Below are 15,880 nucleotides of genomic sequence, written 5' to 3'. Positions count from 1 at the left end.
GATCAGACGTCGCTGCGGTAGAACCGCGATACGGCTTCGGCGCGGTTCGCCGCACCCAGCTTGCGCAGGATGTGTTTGACATGGGACTTGACGGTTCCTTCGGAGACGATCAGGTTGCTCGCGATGCGCGCGTTGGTGTGCCCGATCGCCATCAGCCGGAATACGTCCTGTTCGCGGTGGGTGAGCAGGGACCGGACGCTGTCGGTCTCGTCTGCCGGTGGGGAAGCGGTGCGTGGCACCCGCGCGGCGTTGGGGGCGGTGTCGGTTCCGGCGTTCAACCGGATATCGGAGTCGGCGAACTCGTCGACGATGTCGTTGACCCGCGCCGTGTGTTCCTGGAGCTGATTCCGCAGCGTGCGCAGGCGATCGTGCAGCACGGTCCGCTCGACGGCGTAGCCGATGCCTTCCGCGAACATCCCCAGAACTTCGCGGTGGAAGTCTTCCACCCGCATCGAATCGGTGGCTTCGTCGGCGTGCAGCAACCCGATCGCGTCGGTGCCGGACATCACCGGCGCGGCCACGTACGCCTTGGTCCGCGTGACGTCCTTGAGCTCGGGATGGATGCGCGGATTCGACTGCGCATCGGGGATGAGGATCGACTGGCGTCTGCGGAGCATCTCGGCTTCGGGCAGTACGTGCGTCAGCTGCCGCGGGTTGGCGCTGCCGGCTGAGACCATCGCTTCGGCGAGTTTCGGATCCTCTTGCACGAACGCAGCGCGGGCGACCCACCGCGAGTCGTCGATGCGCGAGACAAGCGCCCGTCGGAAGCCGAACCCGTGGATCTCCTCGGGGATGCGATCCACCAGCTGGTCAAGCGTCTGCGCGCTCCGCAAGCGTTGTAGCGCACGCTGGACCTCCATGATCGAACGGGTGCGCTCGTTGAACAGGGAGTCGCGCAGGAACACTTGCATCTGGTGCAGGCGGATCGTCAGCGCCACCAAGCGCTGCGCGGCGTCCGCCGGTCCGGTGGCCAGTTGTGCCAGCCGTTCGGAAGCTGCTCGTTCGGCCCCCGCCAGTGCCCGCAGTGCGGTTCGGTGGTCGAAGTCGGCCCCTGGGCCGGTCGACCCCAAGTCGGTCCCGGTAAGCCTGCTCGCGAGCCGGAGGATCTCGGGAACTCGTTCCAGCTCTTGGCGAGGGTCGACGGGCGTGAGCACGGGTGTCCGCGTCGCCGTCGGCAGCGAGCTGCCGGTGTCCGGCCACGCCGTGGTGGTCTCGTTCATGGCCATCTCCTCGTTGAGTGGCTGTGGTCGTCGGCGGGCCCGCCGGGTGCCGAGGTGGGCGGGGAGTCTAACTCCTGCATCCGCCAGAACGGTTGCTCTGAACGGTCACACCCGGTGAGCCCCGGATGCACGAGGGTCGGCCGTCGCGTGGACTCGGCGCGGGAACGCGGTATCCGGAACGCCCCGCCGCTGTCCGGCGGGCGCACCGAGTCACGCCGGAGCGATGTGGTGCGCTCCGAGATCCGTGCTTGAGCGATGACCGAACTTCGTCCGCAGCGATTGCAAGGGCATCCCTTCCGGCAGGTCGTGCGCGGTTCGCCGCGAGTCGATGCCCGCGCGGTGACAGCTTGCTCCCGCGCGCTTTCTCCTGGTGAGTGGTGGATTTCGGGGCTGGCACCGCTCAGGGCTTCCCCGTTGGAAGGTTTCAGTGTCAGGTTCCGGGTGAACATCGCATGGCGCGGTTCGGCGACCATGCCAGCGAATGCGGCTTCTGGTTAACTTTGGGCTAAATGTAGTAAATAACAGACCAAAATGCAAGGTGCTTGCCGGGTACGGAGAGCACTTAGCGCCTCCTGCGACGAACCCTGGTCGCCGACCGGCGACCATCCGGATCTACCCCTGTTCGGCGGTGCAAACACTCCCCAAGGAAGAGGTGCACGACCGCAGCCCCGCGGAGCATCGGTACCCGAGCGACGACGAGCCGCCATGGCGGCGGAGGGGAGTTGGCGAGATGGACCGTTCCGGTGGGGAGCAGAACCCGGGCAGCCGACGCAGGAACCGTGCTCGGCGCCGGCTGAACGGTCCTGCCCTCGCGCTGGTGGGCGTTCTGGTCGCCAGCGGCAGCGCGGGATCGGCGGTGACCTCAGCAGAGAGGGATCCGGACGGGTCGTCCGCAGACGGGGGAGTGGCCGGCATCCGGACCTCCTCGCGGCCTGCTGCGCCCTGGCACTCGAAGCAGGAGCAGGTGCAACCGCGACCCGTCGCGCAGCGATCCGTCCTGACCCCGCAGGATGCCGCTCCGAAGTACGGTATCCCGGCGACCGCGCTGGACGCCTACCGCCGCGCCGAGGCCGTGAGCGCGCGGACCGCCCCGGGCTGCCATCTCGACTGGGCGGTGCTGGCCGGGATCGGCAAGGTGGAATCGGGCCACGCCAACGATGGCGACCTCGCCGCGAACGGCGACCTCCTAAACGACGTATATGGTCCGGCGCTCGACGGATCGCCGAACCGGGCCGCGATCCGCGACGGTGCCGGTTGGATGCGCGCGGCAGGCCCGATGCAGTTCCTTCCGTCCACTTGGGACAAATGGGAGGCGGACGGGAATGCCGACGGACGCGCCGATCCGCAAAACATGTACGACTCCGCGTTGGCAGCCGGGCGCTACCTCTGCGGTGCCGGACGAAATCTGCATGACGGTGCCGACCTTCAGCAGGCCATTCTCACCTACAACCACTCCGCGGATTACGTCGACCTGGTGCTGTCGTGGGCGCGGTCGTATCACAACGGTGGCGGTCCGATACCGGACAGTCCCGGTTCCGTGGCGGAGAACAGCAGGGCCAGCGGCGGTGTTCCGCAGTCACCGGACATCGCCGCGCCCGAACAGCCACCCGCGTCGGAGCCGCCGCCCGCGCCGACACCGAGTCCTCGGCCGCAACCTCCGGAGGACGGCGGCTCCGACGAGCCGCCCGCACCGGCGCGGCCCGCGCCCGAGCCGCCGAAAAAACCGCTCCTGCCGGAGCCGGTGCACAACGTCTTGCCGCCCCCGGTGCGCGATCAGCTCCGCCCGGTCGAGGACGGGCTGGCGCGCACGATCCACACTCCGCTCTCAGCGCTGACGCCGAAACACGAGCGGTGAACCCGACTTGGTCCTTTGGGACGTTCCTGCGCCTCGTTCTCCGGAAACCCGCCCGCACCGATCAGGGAGCAACATGGGAAATCTCGACGAGGACGTCCTCGCCGGTCTCGAGGAATTCGTCTACCGCGCCGACCTCGATCAGCCGCTCGACATCGGCACGGGCCCGTTCGGGAACAGAATGTTCTTCGGCCTGGTAGGTGGCCGCGTCGACGGTGCGGATCTGCATGCCGATGTTCTCGGAGGAGGCGACTGGGTCCTCATCGGGCCGGACGGTTTCGGGCGGATCGACGTGCGCGGACAGTGGCGCACCGACGATGGTGCGGCCGTCTACGTCCAGTACACCGGCCTGATCGAGATGAACGAAGCCGTGGCAGCAGCGCTCCAGAGCAGTGCGGCGACCGACTACGACTCCCAGTACTTCTGGGTCACGCTCCGGTTCGAGACCGGCGACCAGCGCTATTCCTGGCTGCACCGGTACGTGCACGTGGCGCGCGGCCGACTGGCCGGTGGAGCGATCGAATTTACCGTGTTCCGCCTTGGGTGACGACCACTTCGGCTCTCAAGGCGGCCGAGGCTCGCGTTCCGTTTGTCGCCCGCGTACTCGACGGCGCGCCAGCTCCTGACATCGACCTTCCAGGGGATCGACGAGGCGCGCAATTACGACTTGGCGTTACTGGTGAACTGAGCCGCTCGATTCCTCTCTGCTCGGATTGCTCGTCGAATTAGGCGTTGGGTGAGAGTTCGGGCGCGGGTGGAACCGATGGCGAAGTTTGCGTCGGAGGGCGTCGGCAGAGATCGATCGGCGTTTCAGGTTCTATTTTAGGCATCGAGGAGGTTTGCTTTTCCGAAATGCATCATTGGTTTTGCTTCCGCTAGGGTGGAATTCTTTCTTTTCGTGCGTTGCCGTGGTGAGTAGGCCGTCGACGACGACGCCAAAGGTGGCGCGATGGTGTAGTCGGCGCCGAACCGCACAGCGAACTCGCGGCCGTGTCGGTAGGAAACATATGCGCCCGTGGCAACGAGGAGTGCAGCCACGTAGCGACCGGGTGGGGAGGCTTTGCGGTAGTTGGCGCAGTGTTCACTGGTCTTCACCCGCGTTGTGGCGACGTCCGTGCGGTCGGCCGCGGAGTGTGATGCCGCGTTCGTGGAGGCGTTGGCGCACGGTTGCGCGGGCGACATCCATGCGTTCGGCAATCCGGTTCGTCGACCACCCTTGGTTGTACAGCCTGACGGCGTTGTCGACCTGCTCGACGGACAGGCCGCGCCTGCGCATGGCGACGCCGTGGCGATGCAGGATGGCACTGACGGTGCGGCGTTCGATGCCGAACTGGTCGCCTAGCTCGTAGACGGTGGCGCCTGACCGGTAGCCGTTGATCAGCCGCTGTACTTCGTCGTCATCGAGCTGCCGAGCACGGCCCGGTCTGCGCCTGTTCGGTGGCGGTTCGGTGGGTGCGTCCAGTCCCGGCAGCTTCCTCTGCAGCGATTCCAGCGCTGTGACCTGATGTTTCGGGTTGTAATAAGTTCCCTCAACCTCGACATCGCTTTGGGCGCGGACACGCGCAGCATCCGTTGCAATGCTTCGCGTTTGGTCATCTCGGTGGCTGAGCGTCCGGGTTCGACGTACTCGTCGACGACGGTGACGCCCAAGTCCTGGTAGAATGTTATGACGCTGGGGATGCGACGTTTCGGTTTTCTCGCTTTTCGGTCAGGCGGCTTCTCGTGTGTTCCTGGGTGGTTTGCTGAGCAGACGGTGTCTGAAGATGTCGTGGTAATCCGGACGCAAGTCGATTCCTTGGAAAAATCGGCCCAACTGTCGAGCGGCGAGTCCGGTGGTCCCGGCGCCGGAGAACGGGTCGAGGACGATTCCTCCTTCGGGGCATCCGGCTGCAATGCAGCGTAGTGGCACATCAATGGGAAAGGGTGCGCAGTGCGCTTCCCGGAGTGGCCTGGTAGACATCGACCACACGTCGCCTGGGTTTTTCCCTTTGGCTCGTGGGGTCCAGTGCATTTTTATCGTGTTGTCCTTGTTGCCTCCGTAGCGTTGTTTACGGCTGAGTGGACGATCAGATGTGTACGGTTCCCGTATCGCGTCGAGGTCGAAGTAGTAGTGCTGTTGCTTCGTTAGCAGGAAAATCATTTCGTAGCGGCACGACATTCGATCTTGCACGGATTCGGGCATTGCGTTGGGTTTGTGCCATGCGATCGCGTTGCGAATGATCCATCCCTCCTGTTGGAGAGCGAAAGCGACTCGCCAAGGGATTCCGACCAGGCTCTTGTGTGCGATGCCCGAGGTGGGGCGATAAGCTGGTTGTCGGAAATTGGCTGGACTGGAACGGATATAGCCGTCGCTGTTCGAGCTGTAGCCGTCGCCAAGGTTGAGCCACGCAGTGCCCGTGGGAGAGAGAGCTCGCCATACTTCGGAGAATGTGTGCAGAAGTCGGTCCACGTACTCGTCCGGAGTCGGTTCGTGTCCGTATTGCTGGTCGTGACAGACGGCGCCGCAACGTCGACACCGTTTGATCTCTGTTCGTGCCGAGTCGGTGGGGCAGGTTGCTTTCGGTGATCGGCGCTGATGTGGGGTGCTGCCGAGCGTGTGCTGGCAGTGCGGGTTTCCCCCAGCCCACATGCCGGTGCCATAGTCGCGAAGACCCCAGTAGGGCGGGGAGGTCACCACACAGTCCACCGAAGCGCTCGGCATCGATGCCATGACTTCAAGCGTGTCGCCGACGTACAGTTCGGTGGTCTCGTCGTTGTAGTAAAGACTGGTCACGCGATACCTCGCTCTGGAATTTCTTCGCGGTGGGCGGCTGCGGGGAGTTGGAAAACGAGCACGTCAAGATGAGCCGAGATGGCGGTGATGCGGCCGTGAATATCAATACTTTCTGGGAGGTGTCCCACGCGGCTGCCGATTCTCGGGTGCACTCGGTTTCCTCGAATGGGCGCGGTCAGGGCGATGCAGTGCTCGGCGGGGATGAGCCCGATCGTGTCGGCGGCGTCGTGGATCTTGCCGGGCAGGTCGAGCAGCCGGCCATGACGGTGCCAGGGGCGGCAGGGGATGACGAGGTGGTGCCCGCCGGGGCAGACCCAGTCGGCAATCCGGCCAGCGCTGCGGCCCGCGACAACAGCCCCGAGTGGGCGGCTCGCGCCTTGTGCTGATCGCTACTGTGCGTGAGTACGACGATGGTTCCGGCCGGGGTGAGCAGCGGTGTCCAGTCGGCCATCGCGAAGGGGGGCCGCCGAGCGGTCGGGCCAGCCCGCGATGATCAACTCGAAGCTGTCGGAACCCGGACCGGGCGACTTGTCGAGCGGGTGCTGGTCGGTCGGGTTGGTGACCGGCTCGGCTAGGTGTATTGCCCTGTGAGGTTGTGAATGCGTTGGGCTGGTGTGTGGCCGTTGAGGGAGGTGTGGGCGCGGTGGTGGTTGTAGGTGTGTAGCCAGGGGTCGAAGGCGTTGCGGCGTTGGGTTTCGGAGGTGTAGGGCCTGGCGTAGGCCCATTCGTCGAGCAGGGTGCGGTGGAAGCGTTCGACTTTGCCGTTGGTCTGGGGCCGGTAGGGGCGGGTGCGCTTGTGGCTGATTCCGGCCGTGGCCAGGGTGTTGCGCCAGAGGTGGGACCGGTAGCAGGAGCCGTTGTCGGTCAGGACTCGGTGCACGGTGATACCGGCGGTGATGAAGAAGGCGTGGGCGCGGTGCCAGAACGCGGTGGCGGTCTCGCGAGTCTCGTCGGGCCGGATCTCGGTGTAGGCCAGGCGGGAATGGTCGTCGAGCGCGGTGTGCAGGTAGGAGTGCCCGATCGCGGGTTTTTTCCCGCCGGCTCGGCGGGTCGGGGTGTTGGTGCGCTGACTGTTGCGTTTCCCGGTTCTCAGGCCGTGCACTCTGCTGCCGCCGCCGTCGGGGATGTTGCCCAGTTTTTTGATGTCGACGTGGATCAAGTCTCCGGGCGTGGTGTGTTCGTAGCGGCGGATCACCCTGCCGGTGGCCCGGTCCAGCTGAGCGAGCCGGGCGATGCGGTAGCGCCGCAGCACGCGGTGCACCGTGGCCGGGTTGAACCCGAGTAGGTAACCGATCCGGGCTGGCCCCCACCGGCGCAGCACACGAACTTTGATGATCCGCCGCTCGGCCCGGACCGAAAGACGCCGGGGGCTGCGTCGCGGCCGCGACGACCGATCCGCCATGCCCTCCTGTCCCCGGACGCGGTACCGATCGGCCCAGCGCTTGGCCGTGCCCACCGCGACCTGAAACCGCTCGGCCGCTCGCGCCAACGGCCAGCCCTCGTCGACAACACACCGAGCCAGCCGCAACCGGCCCGTCTCAGTCAGTGGCGCGTTACGGTGACACACAAGGACCTCCATCGTTCGGTGCGTGATGTGGTGATCCACACCGAACCTGGGGGTCCTTCCTATTCCAAGATCATCCAACCGCATGTTCCAAATTCACAACCTCCCGAGGCACTACAGCTAGGTCGCCGGGTCCGGATCCGGACCCCCGGGCGCCTGGCAGACTCCCGCGCGCCGTGGCGGGCTCATGATTGCCGTGATCGCCGTGATCGCCGTGATCGCGGTGGTCGCGGTGGTCGGGTGTGGCGGTCGTGCCGCGGCCGAGTCGGAGGACGGACTCCACGAGCCGGTCCCGGCGTCTCCGGTTCGAACCCGTCGCGGGGGCCTCGCCGTCGGCGAGCATGATCCGGTCGCCGGGCGCGGTGTAGGTCCTGGTGATCATCGAGACCGTAGCGGTGACGATCTCGTCGGCGTCCGCGACGGGGCCGACGAGGCACAGCCGCACCGTCGCCGGCACCGGTGGGCCGCCGGGTTCACGGCGTGGTGCGCGAACCGACCCGACGAAGGGGTCCGGTCCGTGGCCATCGGGGGTGTCAAGAGACGGTAGCTCCAGGATCGGGAGGGCAGGCATCGCGTGCTCCGGTGATCGGTCGGTCGTGCCAAGGACACCCCTGAAGTCCGCGAAAACGGCCCCGATCGGTCACCGCCGGGCCAAGCGTTTTCTCGCCATCCCTCAACCGGAACCGAGACCCGGTGTTACTGGCGTCTTTGGTTTCCCCACGACGTTTGTCGATCTCGCCATGGGCCGATGAAGATCGACAGTCGCGGCGGTTGGAAGGGTGTCAACGGTCCCGTGTGACCGTGTTCAAGATCGCTCCGGAAAACTCTCAAGATCCTTTCTCTTGCTTTATCTATCCGCCCGGTTGAGGCGCCAGCAACGGAACAGTTTCTGACTAACGTCGCAGCGCACAGGGTTGCTGTTCATCTCAAGCGTGGTCTCGAGGTTGATCTGAAGATGATCTTTCGTTCTGAAACAAGAAGATCAGTTTAGTGTCTTCTTAGTGCGGAGCCGTGCGCTGCGCTGTTCTGCGCCTGGCCCTCTCGGCGGCGTCATTGACCGCCGTTCGAGAGGAGTCGAGCCATGGCTGCCCCTACTCCCTGCGAGCACGAAGAGTGGCCACGCAATCCGCTGGATGCTGCCCGGAATGCCTTCGGGTGGCTGACTGCGGGGGATCACCCGGTGGCTGTGGATGGCCACGGGTTCGACCACCTTCCGGACCGGATCATCCCGGTCGACGAACTCCGGAACCTGCTGCTGTCCCGCGGCTGCCCCCGCCGGGTGTGGGACCAGGTCTGGACGCATGTGATCAGCCGTGCCCGCGTCGAGGGCAGTACCTGGACGATCACCGCGGTCGGTTTGGCGCTGCCGATGTTGACCTCCCTGGCGGCGCGGTTGACCGAGCGCTACGCCGACGACCCCAGCGACATCCATGCCGAGGTGCTGCGTGGGTTCCTCGACGGGCTGCAGGCGCTGGATCTCACCGAGGGGCGGATCACCATCCGGCTGCGGTGGGCCGCTTACCGTGCCGGGCATCGGGCGCTGCTGGACGGGATGGATGGGCCGACGCCGAAGCCGCCGGGGGTCGGATTCAGCGAGCCCAAGCCCCCATCCGGGCATCCCGATCTGGTCTTGGCTCGCGCGGTCGAAGCCGGAGTCCTGACTCGGACCGAGGCCGACCTGATCACCGCGACCCGTCTGGAAGCCGTAGAGCTAGCTGACTGGCCGCACCGCCCCGGGCTGACCTACGAGGGACTGCGCAGCATCCGCCGACGGGCCGAGAACCGACTCGTCTCCTGGCTCGGGGAGTCCGCAGTGAGCCCTGGCGACAGTGACCCGACTGGCGATACCGCCGCGGCGCGAGTACCTCCCGGCGAGCGGATCGAGCACTCAGCGCAGTCGCGGAGCGTAGCGAAAAAAGTCGGCGGCACTGCGACCGATCAGGCCCCGAATTCCGGACTTCAGGGACGCGGATGAGCCCTAGCCGTTACGCGCTCCCGCTGCCTCGCACGCGCCGTCTGGAGGTCTCTCTGATGCGCTGTTCGTTTACGACCTGCCTGCGTCGACACGGTGCTCGACGGGTGCTGGTGGTCGCCGGGCTGGCCGCGGCCGGTCTGCTGGCGATCTCGATGCCCGCGGTGGCCGAGACCACCCACGTGCTCGCGCTGGCCCGCACGATCGACGACGTCTTGAACAACATCCGCAACTGGCTCATGGGCATCCTCGCCCTGCTGGCCACGGTTTTTCTCACCATCGGCGGCGTCCGCTATGTGCTGGCGGGCGGTGATCCCGGCGAGGTCGAGAAAGCGAAGCAGTCGTTCAAGTCCGCCGGGTTCGGCTACGGGCTGGCGGCGCTGGCTCCGCTGGTCGTGGAGATCCTGCGCGGCATCGTGGGGGCCTGACAATGCAGGCCACCGCACCCTGCACCCCAGGGGCGGGCCGTCTGGGCCGCATCGCGACCGCGGTGGCTGCCCTGCTCGTACTCGTCGTGACGGCGGGGTTGGCCTTGCCCGGTGCCGCTAGCGCCCAGCACGATCCGCCATTGCCGGCGCCGTCCCTCCCCGTTCCCGCACCATCTCCGGTGCCGTGCCAGGGGCCGAATTGCCTTCCCCAACCCGTTCCGGTGCCTCCGGCGAACCAGCAGCCCGGAAATCAATCGAACCCCGACCAAGCCCCGGCCCCGGAGTCCTCGTGCGGGATCACCGATATTCCGGCGTGCGTGTCGGATGCGATTGAGTCGTTCTTCCGCGATTTGGTGACTCCGGGGTTGAACAGTTTGCTGGACTTGCTGGCGGAGTCGTTCCTGGTGACGCCGCAGCTGGACCAGATACCGGTGATGGGGCAGATCTGGGCGAACTCGCAGCAGATCGTCCTCGCGGTGTATGCGACGCTCATTGTGGTGGCGGGCATCGTTGTCATGGCCCATGAAACGCTGCAGACCCGGCATTCGATCAAGGAAATTCTGCCTCGTGTGATCGTCGGGTTTATTGCTGCGAACCTGTCGCTGTTCGCGGGTGGCAAGGTGATCGAGATCGGCAATGCGCTGTCGCGGTCGATTCTCGGTGACCAGGTGAGTCCGGACGTGGCGGGCCGGGCGATGCGCGACACATTGATGAATGATCTGGATGGCGGGGGGTTGCTCGTCCTTTTTATCGCGCTGGCGTTGGTCATCATGCTTGTCGTGGTGTTGCTGACCTACATCGTGCGCATCACGCTGACCATCATTTTGCTGGCGGCTGCGCCCATCCTGCTCATGTGTCACGCGCTACCGCACACCGAAGGGATCGCTTTCTGGTGGTGGAAAGCTTTCGCCGGAGTCATGGTCATTCAAGTTGCTCAATCACTCGCGCTGGTCGCGGCGATCAAGTTGTTCTTCTGGCCCGGCGGCATCGCGCTTTTCGGTTAACAGCAAGGGAGATGTGCTGTGATCCAGTTCCTCGTCGCACTCGCCTTGTGCTATGTCCTCATCAAGATCCCGTTCTGGGTTCTCGGGTCGATCCGAAGCGGCGGTGGTCGTTCCTTCATCGGCGGTCTTGTGCGGGGGTTTCTTGCCTATAAGACGTTCGGCCTGCTCGGTGGCAAGGGCGGTGGCGGCGGAAAAGCCTCGCGTTCCCGCGGCGGTGAGAAATCAGCGGTCCCGCCGGACCCGTATGCCAAGACGCGGGCCAACGCCGACGGGCAGTACATGTTGCCGCTGAACGTTAAACGGGTCCGCAAACCCCGCGGGCCGAAACCGCCTCCCGAGCGGCCGCAGAAGCAGACGAAGGACCCCGACCAGTTGGAGTTGCCGCTGGATGGGGAGTGGCCGGAGAACAAGCCCCGTCGTGGTCGTGATGGTCAGTACGAGCTTCCGTTCGATCTGCCGCGACGGCCTAAACCGAAGCGGCAGAAGCCGGTGCCGGACGAGCCTCGTGAGCCGAAGAACGACCCGAACCAGACGAAGTTGCCCCGCGACGGGGAGTGGCCCGAGAACAAACCTCGCCGTGGTCGTGATGGTCAGTACGAGCTTCCGTTCGATCTGCCGCGACGGCCTAAACCGAAGCGGCAGAAGCCGGTGCCGGACGAGCCTCGTGAGCCGAAGAACGACCCGAACCAGACGACGTTGCCGCGGGACGGCCAGTGGCCGGAGAACCGGCCGAAGCGAGGTCGGGACGGGCAGTACCAGCTTCCGCTGAACGTGCACCGCACGCGCAAGCCCACCCGCAGTCGGCAGAGCCAACCGCCGCCGCAGCCGCGGCGGCGGCAACCGCGGTCCCGGCAACAGGAATTGCCCATGGACCTACCGCAGGACGACCCGAACGGAGGTGAGCATCGATGAGCGTGCGGATCCCCGCCGACGTCGACCGCGAGGACCGGATCTTGGCGGGCTTCACCGCCCGGCAAGTCGCGGTGATGGCGGTGACCGGCTTGGTGCTCTACGGCGGTTGGCACGCCACCCGCGCGGTGGTGCCGGTGATCGCCTACGTCGCCGTTGCGATCCCGGTCGGAGTCGCGGTCACGGCACTGGTGGTGGTGCGCCGCGACGGAGTGGCTCTGGACCGGCTGCTGCTGGCCGCTGTGCGACAGCGGCTGCAGCCGCGGCGCCGGGTCGCGGCCGGGCAGCCTGTCGCCGAGGTGCCGGAGTGGCTGGCGCAGGTGTCCCACGGGCACGACGACGTCGCCGCGGGCGAGTTCGACCTGCCCGCCCAGGGAGTCGGCGAGGCCGGTCTGGTCGATCTCGGCGACGACGGCGTCGCTGTGGTGGCGGCGTGCTCGACGGTGAACTTCGCGCTGCGGACCCCGGCCGAGCAAGACGCGCTGACCGCGGCCTTCGGCCGGTGGCTGCACAGTCTCGGCGCGGGTGTGCAGATCCTCGTGCGCGCCCAGCGTCTCGATCTGTCCGGCCAGATCGGCGAGCTTCGCGAGCGTGCGGCCGGGTTGCCGCATCCGGCGTTGGAAGCCGCGGCGCTGGATCACGCCGAGTACCTGGCCCAGCTCGGCGAGCAGGCGGACCTGCTGCGCCGTCAGATCCTGCTCGTGGTCCGCGACCCGGTCCGCGCGGCCGGTCAGGACTCGCTGATCCGCTCCCGTCGCGGCGCCCGCTCGCGCAACGAGGCTCAGCCCTCGGACACGGCTCGGAAAGCCGCGGCGGCCCGGCTGGTGCGGCGGATGAGCGAGGCCACCGACCTGCTCGCACCCGCGGGCATCGCCGTGACCCCGCTGGACGCCGCCCAGGCCACGGCGGTGCTGGCCACCGCCACTAATCCCGACAGTCCGCTGCCGCCGTGGGCGGGGATGGCCGGTGCCGACGAGGTCATCACCAACCCCGCCGGCCCGGACCCGGGCCTCGATACCGAGGAGGACTTCGCGTGATCACCAAAAGGCGTCGCGAGCGACCCGCGTCGGCGAGTGCGTTCGCGCCGGAGGCAATCGAGGTGCATCCGCGGCATCTGCAGGTCGGCGGTGACTGGGTCGCCTCGTTCGCCGCGGCCGGCTATCCCCGCGAGGTGCATCCCGGGTGGCTGCAACCGTTGTTGACCTACCCGGGCCGGTTGGACGTGTCGCTGCACATCGACCCGATCGACCCGCGCATCGCCGCGGACCGGCTACGCAAGCAGCTCGGCAAACTCGAATCCGGCCGGCGGCACTCCGCGGCGCACGGCCGGTTGCAGGACCCGGAGGTCGAGGCGGCCACCGAGGACGCCTACGACCTGTCCGACCGGCTCGCCCGCGGCGAAGGACGCCTGTTCCGGCTCGGGCTGTACCTGACGGTGCACGCCGCCTCGGAAGAGGAACTGATCGAGGAGGTCGACGCGTTGCGCGCGGTGACCGCGTCGCTGCTCATCGACGCCAAACCCACCACCTACCGGTCCCTGCAGGGCTGGATCACCGCGTTGCCGATGGGCCTGGACCAGATCGGCATGACCCGCACCTTCGACACCGCGGCGTTGAGCGCGGCGTTCCCGTTCACCAGCCCGGACCTGCCACCGCCGGATCCGACGTCGGCGTCGACCGCGGCCGGGGTGCTCTACGGCTGGAACCTCGGCTCCCAAGGGCTGGTGCACTGGGATCGGTTCGCCTGCGAGAACTACAACTCGGTCATCCTCGGCCGCTCCGGAGCGGGCAAGTCCTACCTGGTCAAACTCGAAGCGCTGCGCAGCCTGTACCGGGACGTCGAGATCGCGATCATCGACCCCGAAGACGAATACGCCCGGATGGCCGGCGCGGTCGGCGGCACCTACTTCCCCCTCGGTGCGGAGGGCATCCACCTCAACCCCCTCGACGTGCCGATCCACACCCGCCCGGATGGGCGCCGCTCCGCACCCGCCGATGCGCTCACCCGCCGCAGCCTGTTCCTGCACACCCTGCTGCCTGTCCTGTTCGGACAATCCCTGTCCGCCGATGAACGGGCCGTGCTGGACCGCGCGGTCACTACGACCTACCAGCAGGCCGGGATCACCGACGATGCCCGCACCTGGAGCCGGCCCGCACCGCTGCTGGGCGACCTGCGCGCCACGCTCGCGCACCTCGGCGGTGACACCGCGAGCGAGCTGGCGAGTCGGTTGCAGCCGTTCACCGACGGGGCCTTCCGCGGGCTGTTCGACGGGCCCACGACCGCACCACCACAGGGGCACCTGCTGGTGTTCTCCTTGCGACACCTGCCCGACGAACTCAAACCCGCCGGCACCCTGCTGACCCTGGACGTGGTGTGGCGCCAAGTGTCCAACCCCGCTATCCGGCGCCCCCGGTTGTGCGTGGTCGATGAGGCCTGGCTGCTCATGCAGCAACAGGCCGGGGCCGAGTTCCTGTGGCGCATGGCCAAATCCGCCCGCAAACACTGGACCGGGCTGACCGTGGCGACCCAGGACGTCGGCGACGTGCTGGGCACTGATCTCGGCAAAGCCATCATCGCCAACGCCGCCACCCAAATCCTGCTACGCCAAGCACCCCAAGCCATCGACGACATCGTGCGCACCTTCGCTCTGTCCGAAGGCGAACGGCAATTCCTGCTCTCGGCCGATACGGGCCAAGGCTTGCTGGCGGCCGGGACGCAGCGGGTCGCCCTGCACGCCATCGCCTCCGACAGGGAACACGACCTGATCACGACCGATCCGGCCGAACTCGCCTCTTTCACCGATGCCACCGCAGAGACCGGAGCGGGCGCTGATCCCGCCGGTTCCCACGACCTTCTGCTCGACTGACCACCCCGGGAGGAACCTTCGTGCTTGTCCCGCCCCTCGAACCCGGCCACGAGCCCAGCGCCGACCTCGTCGGGCCGCTGCTGCAGGACCTTCCGCCGGTCGTCGGCCTCCTGCTCGGCGCCCTCGCCGCGATCTGCATCGGCTGCGCGGTGATCATGGCCCTCGGCTCCCTGCTCGCGACCACCCTCGTACTCGGCGTGCGCACCCTCGGCCGTGCCTGCGCGCGGTACCTCCGGCGCAGGCGCCCCGCCGCATCGGCCGAACACCACACGCACGAGGACCAAGCCTCGGTCGCCGACCTGGACCGCTACCGACACGACCGCCACAGCACGCCCGACACGGCGGCCAACCGGCCGGACGAACCCGCGTAACACCGGACACACCCCTCTTCGCGAGTCCTCAATGGACAGGTCGCTTCTCTGATCGTTCTCTTTCTTGGTGAAGGACACGTATGTCTTCGTCTGCTCACGTGCCCACCGGTTCTTCTCCCGGCGGGCGCCCGCGTCGGTTGCTGACGCAGAACCGGGAAATGCGCGCGATCGGCGTGCACAACTGGTCGCTGCCCGCCTGGGCCGGACGCTTGCCCGATGGGCGCACCTACAACACCTGCCCGGCGGCGGGGATCTGCCGCCACGTCTGCTACGCCCGATTCGGCACCTACACATGGCCTGCGGTGCGGGCCAAGCACGAGTCGAACCTGCGGTTCGTGCTCGACGACCTGGCCGGGTGGGAACAGGCCGTACTCGCCGAGCTAGCCGCACCGAAATTCCGCGGCGGCTGGATCCGCATCCACGACGCCGGCGACTTCTTCAGCGACGACTACCTCCGCGCCTGGCTACGGATCATGCGCACACGCCCGGACACCAACTTCTACGCCTACACCAAGGAAATCCGGAGATTCAAAGCGCTCGTGGAGCCGGACCCGCCGGAGAACTTCCTCTGGGTCTACTCCTACGGCGGCACTCAGGACGCACTGCTGGACCCCGCGGTGGACCGGGTGGCCGATGTCTTCCCCGGTGAGGACGCCATTCACGAGGCGGGCTGGTCATCGCAGGACGCCTCGGACCTGCTCGCGGTCCTCGGGCCCCACTTGGTGGGCATCCCGGCGAACAACATCCCGCACTTCCTGAAACGGCTGGCCGGGCGGCGGTTTTCCGAGTGGCAGGCCGACCTCGACGCGCACCGCCGCACGGGCGGCCAGGCCACGGTCCGCTCGATCACCAACGCCCCATCAGCCCGCACTCGCCGTGGCCCGGACTCCGAGGACCACGCGGCTTGAACACACCGAGCCC

15 protein-coding genes are annotated in these 15,880 nt (G+C 67.0%); 11 read left to right on the top strand and 4 right to left on the bottom strand.

Going from position 1 to position 15,880, the window contains the following annotated elements; all coding sequences use genetic code 11:
- Positions 1–2: 2 nt before the first annotated feature.
- A complete protein-coding gene (locus V1457_RS23820) occupies positions 3–1,220 on the bottom strand; it encodes a LuxR C-terminal-related transcriptional regulator (protein ID WP_338596967.1) in 1,218 nt (405 codons plus the stop codon).
- Between the two features lie 964 nt (positions 1,221–2,184).
- Here V1457_RS23820 and V1457_RS23815 point away from each other — a divergent pair.
- Entirely contained in the window at positions 2,185–3,075 is an 891-nt protein-coding gene (locus V1457_RS23815; protein WP_338596965.1) for a lytic transglycosylase domain-containing protein, read from the top strand.
- A gap of 73 nt (positions 3,076–3,148) precedes the next feature.
- A complete protein-coding gene (locus V1457_RS23810) occupies positions 3,149–3,619 on the top strand; it encodes a DUF3237 domain-containing protein (RefSeq protein WP_338596963.1) in 471 nt (156 codons plus the stop codon).
- 534 nt (positions 3,620–4,153) lie between these two features.
- Here V1457_RS23810 and V1457_RS23805 read toward each other — a convergent pair.
- Together V1457_RS23805 and V1457_RS23800 are read right to left on the bottom strand one after the other, a co-directional pair.
- Positions 4,154–4,348, bottom strand: a complete 195-nt coding sequence (locus V1457_RS23805) for a helix-turn-helix domain-containing protein (protein WP_338596961.1) — start codon at positions 4,346–4,348, stop codon at positions 4,154–4,156.
- A 432-nt stretch (positions 4,349–4,780) separates the two neighbouring features.
- On the bottom strand, positions 4,781–5,845 hold the full coding sequence (locus V1457_RS23800) for a site-specific DNA-methyltransferase (protein WP_338596960.1): 1,065 nt from the start codon (positions 5,843–5,845) through the stop codon (positions 4,781–4,783).
- Positions 5,846–5,892: 47 nt separating this feature from the next.
- Between V1457_RS23800 and V1457_RS23795 the strand changes: the two genes are divergently transcribed.
- Entirely contained in the window at positions 5,893–6,231 is a 339-nt protein-coding gene (locus V1457_RS23795) for a hypothetical protein (protein ID WP_338596959.1), read from the top strand.
- A gap of 185 nt (positions 6,232–6,416) precedes the next feature.
- Here the strand turns inward: V1457_RS23795 and V1457_RS23790 are convergent, their stop codons facing one another.
- Positions 6,417–7,412 carry an IS481 family transposase gene (locus tag V1457_RS23790; RefSeq protein ID WP_338605090.1) on the bottom strand — a complete coding sequence of 332 codons (996 nt, stop codon included), beginning with the start codon at positions 7,410–7,412 and terminating at the stop codon, positions 6,417–6,419.
- Between the two features lie 1,177 nt (positions 7,413–8,589).
- On the opposite strand from V1457_RS23790, the gene V1457_RS23785 reads away from it, so the two are divergent.
- The 8 genes from V1457_RS23785 to V1457_RS23750 all read left to right on the top strand — a co-directional run bounded on the left by V1457_RS23785 (position 8,590) and on the right by V1457_RS23750 (position 15,867).
- Positions 8,590–9,384: a hypothetical protein gene (locus tag V1457_RS23785; RefSeq protein WP_338596958.1), complete on the top strand. Its 795-nt coding sequence runs from the start codon at positions 8,590–8,592 to the stop codon at positions 9,382–9,384.
- A 56-nt stretch (positions 9,385–9,440) separates the two neighbouring features.
- Entirely contained in the window at positions 9,441–9,809 is a 369-nt protein-coding gene (locus V1457_RS23780) for a pilin (protein WP_407074717.1), read from the top strand.
- A gap of 62 nt (positions 9,810–9,871) precedes the next feature.
- Entirely contained in the window at positions 9,872–10,813 is a 942-nt protein-coding gene (locus V1457_RS23775; RefSeq protein ID WP_338596957.1) for a hypothetical protein, read from the top strand.
- Positions 10,814–10,831: 18 nt separating this feature from the next.
- Positions 10,832–11,725, top strand: a complete 894-nt coding sequence (locus tag V1457_RS23770; RefSeq protein ID WP_338596955.1) for a hypothetical protein — start codon at positions 10,832–10,834, stop codon at positions 11,723–11,725.
- On the top strand, positions 11,722–12,759 hold the full coding sequence (locus tag V1457_RS23765; RefSeq protein WP_338596953.1) for a PrgI family protein: 1,038 nt from the start codon (positions 11,722–11,724) through the stop codon (positions 12,757–12,759). Before V1457_RS23770 ends, V1457_RS23765 begins: the two co-directional genes overlap by 4 nt.
- Positions 12,756–14,588, top strand: a complete 1,833-nt coding sequence (locus V1457_RS23760) for a helicase HerA domain-containing protein (protein WP_338596951.1) — start codon at positions 12,756–12,758, stop codon at positions 14,586–14,588. Before V1457_RS23765 ends, V1457_RS23760 begins: the two co-directional genes overlap by 4 nt.
- Before the next feature lie 20 nt (positions 14,589–14,608).
- Entirely contained in the window at positions 14,609–14,959 is a 351-nt protein-coding gene (locus V1457_RS23755; protein ID WP_338596950.1) for a hypothetical protein, read from the top strand.
- 80 nt (positions 14,960–15,039) lie between these two features.
- Positions 15,040–15,867 carry a GP88 family protein gene (locus V1457_RS23750; protein ID WP_338596948.1) on the top strand — a complete coding sequence of 276 codons (828 nt, stop codon included), beginning with the start codon at positions 15,040–15,042 and terminating at the stop codon, positions 15,865–15,867.
- Positions 15,868–15,880 lie beyond the last annotated feature (13 nt).

It is taken from the genome of Saccharopolyspora sp. SCSIO 74807, from assembly GCF_037023755.1.
In the GTDB taxonomy this organism is placed as follows: domain Bacteria; phylum Actinomycetota; class Actinomycetes; order Mycobacteriales; family Pseudonocardiaceae; genus Saccharopolyspora_C; species Saccharopolyspora_C galaxeae.
The sequence above is the reverse complement of the archived record's forward strand: the minus strand, read 5'-3'. Positions and strand labels throughout refer to the sequence as shown.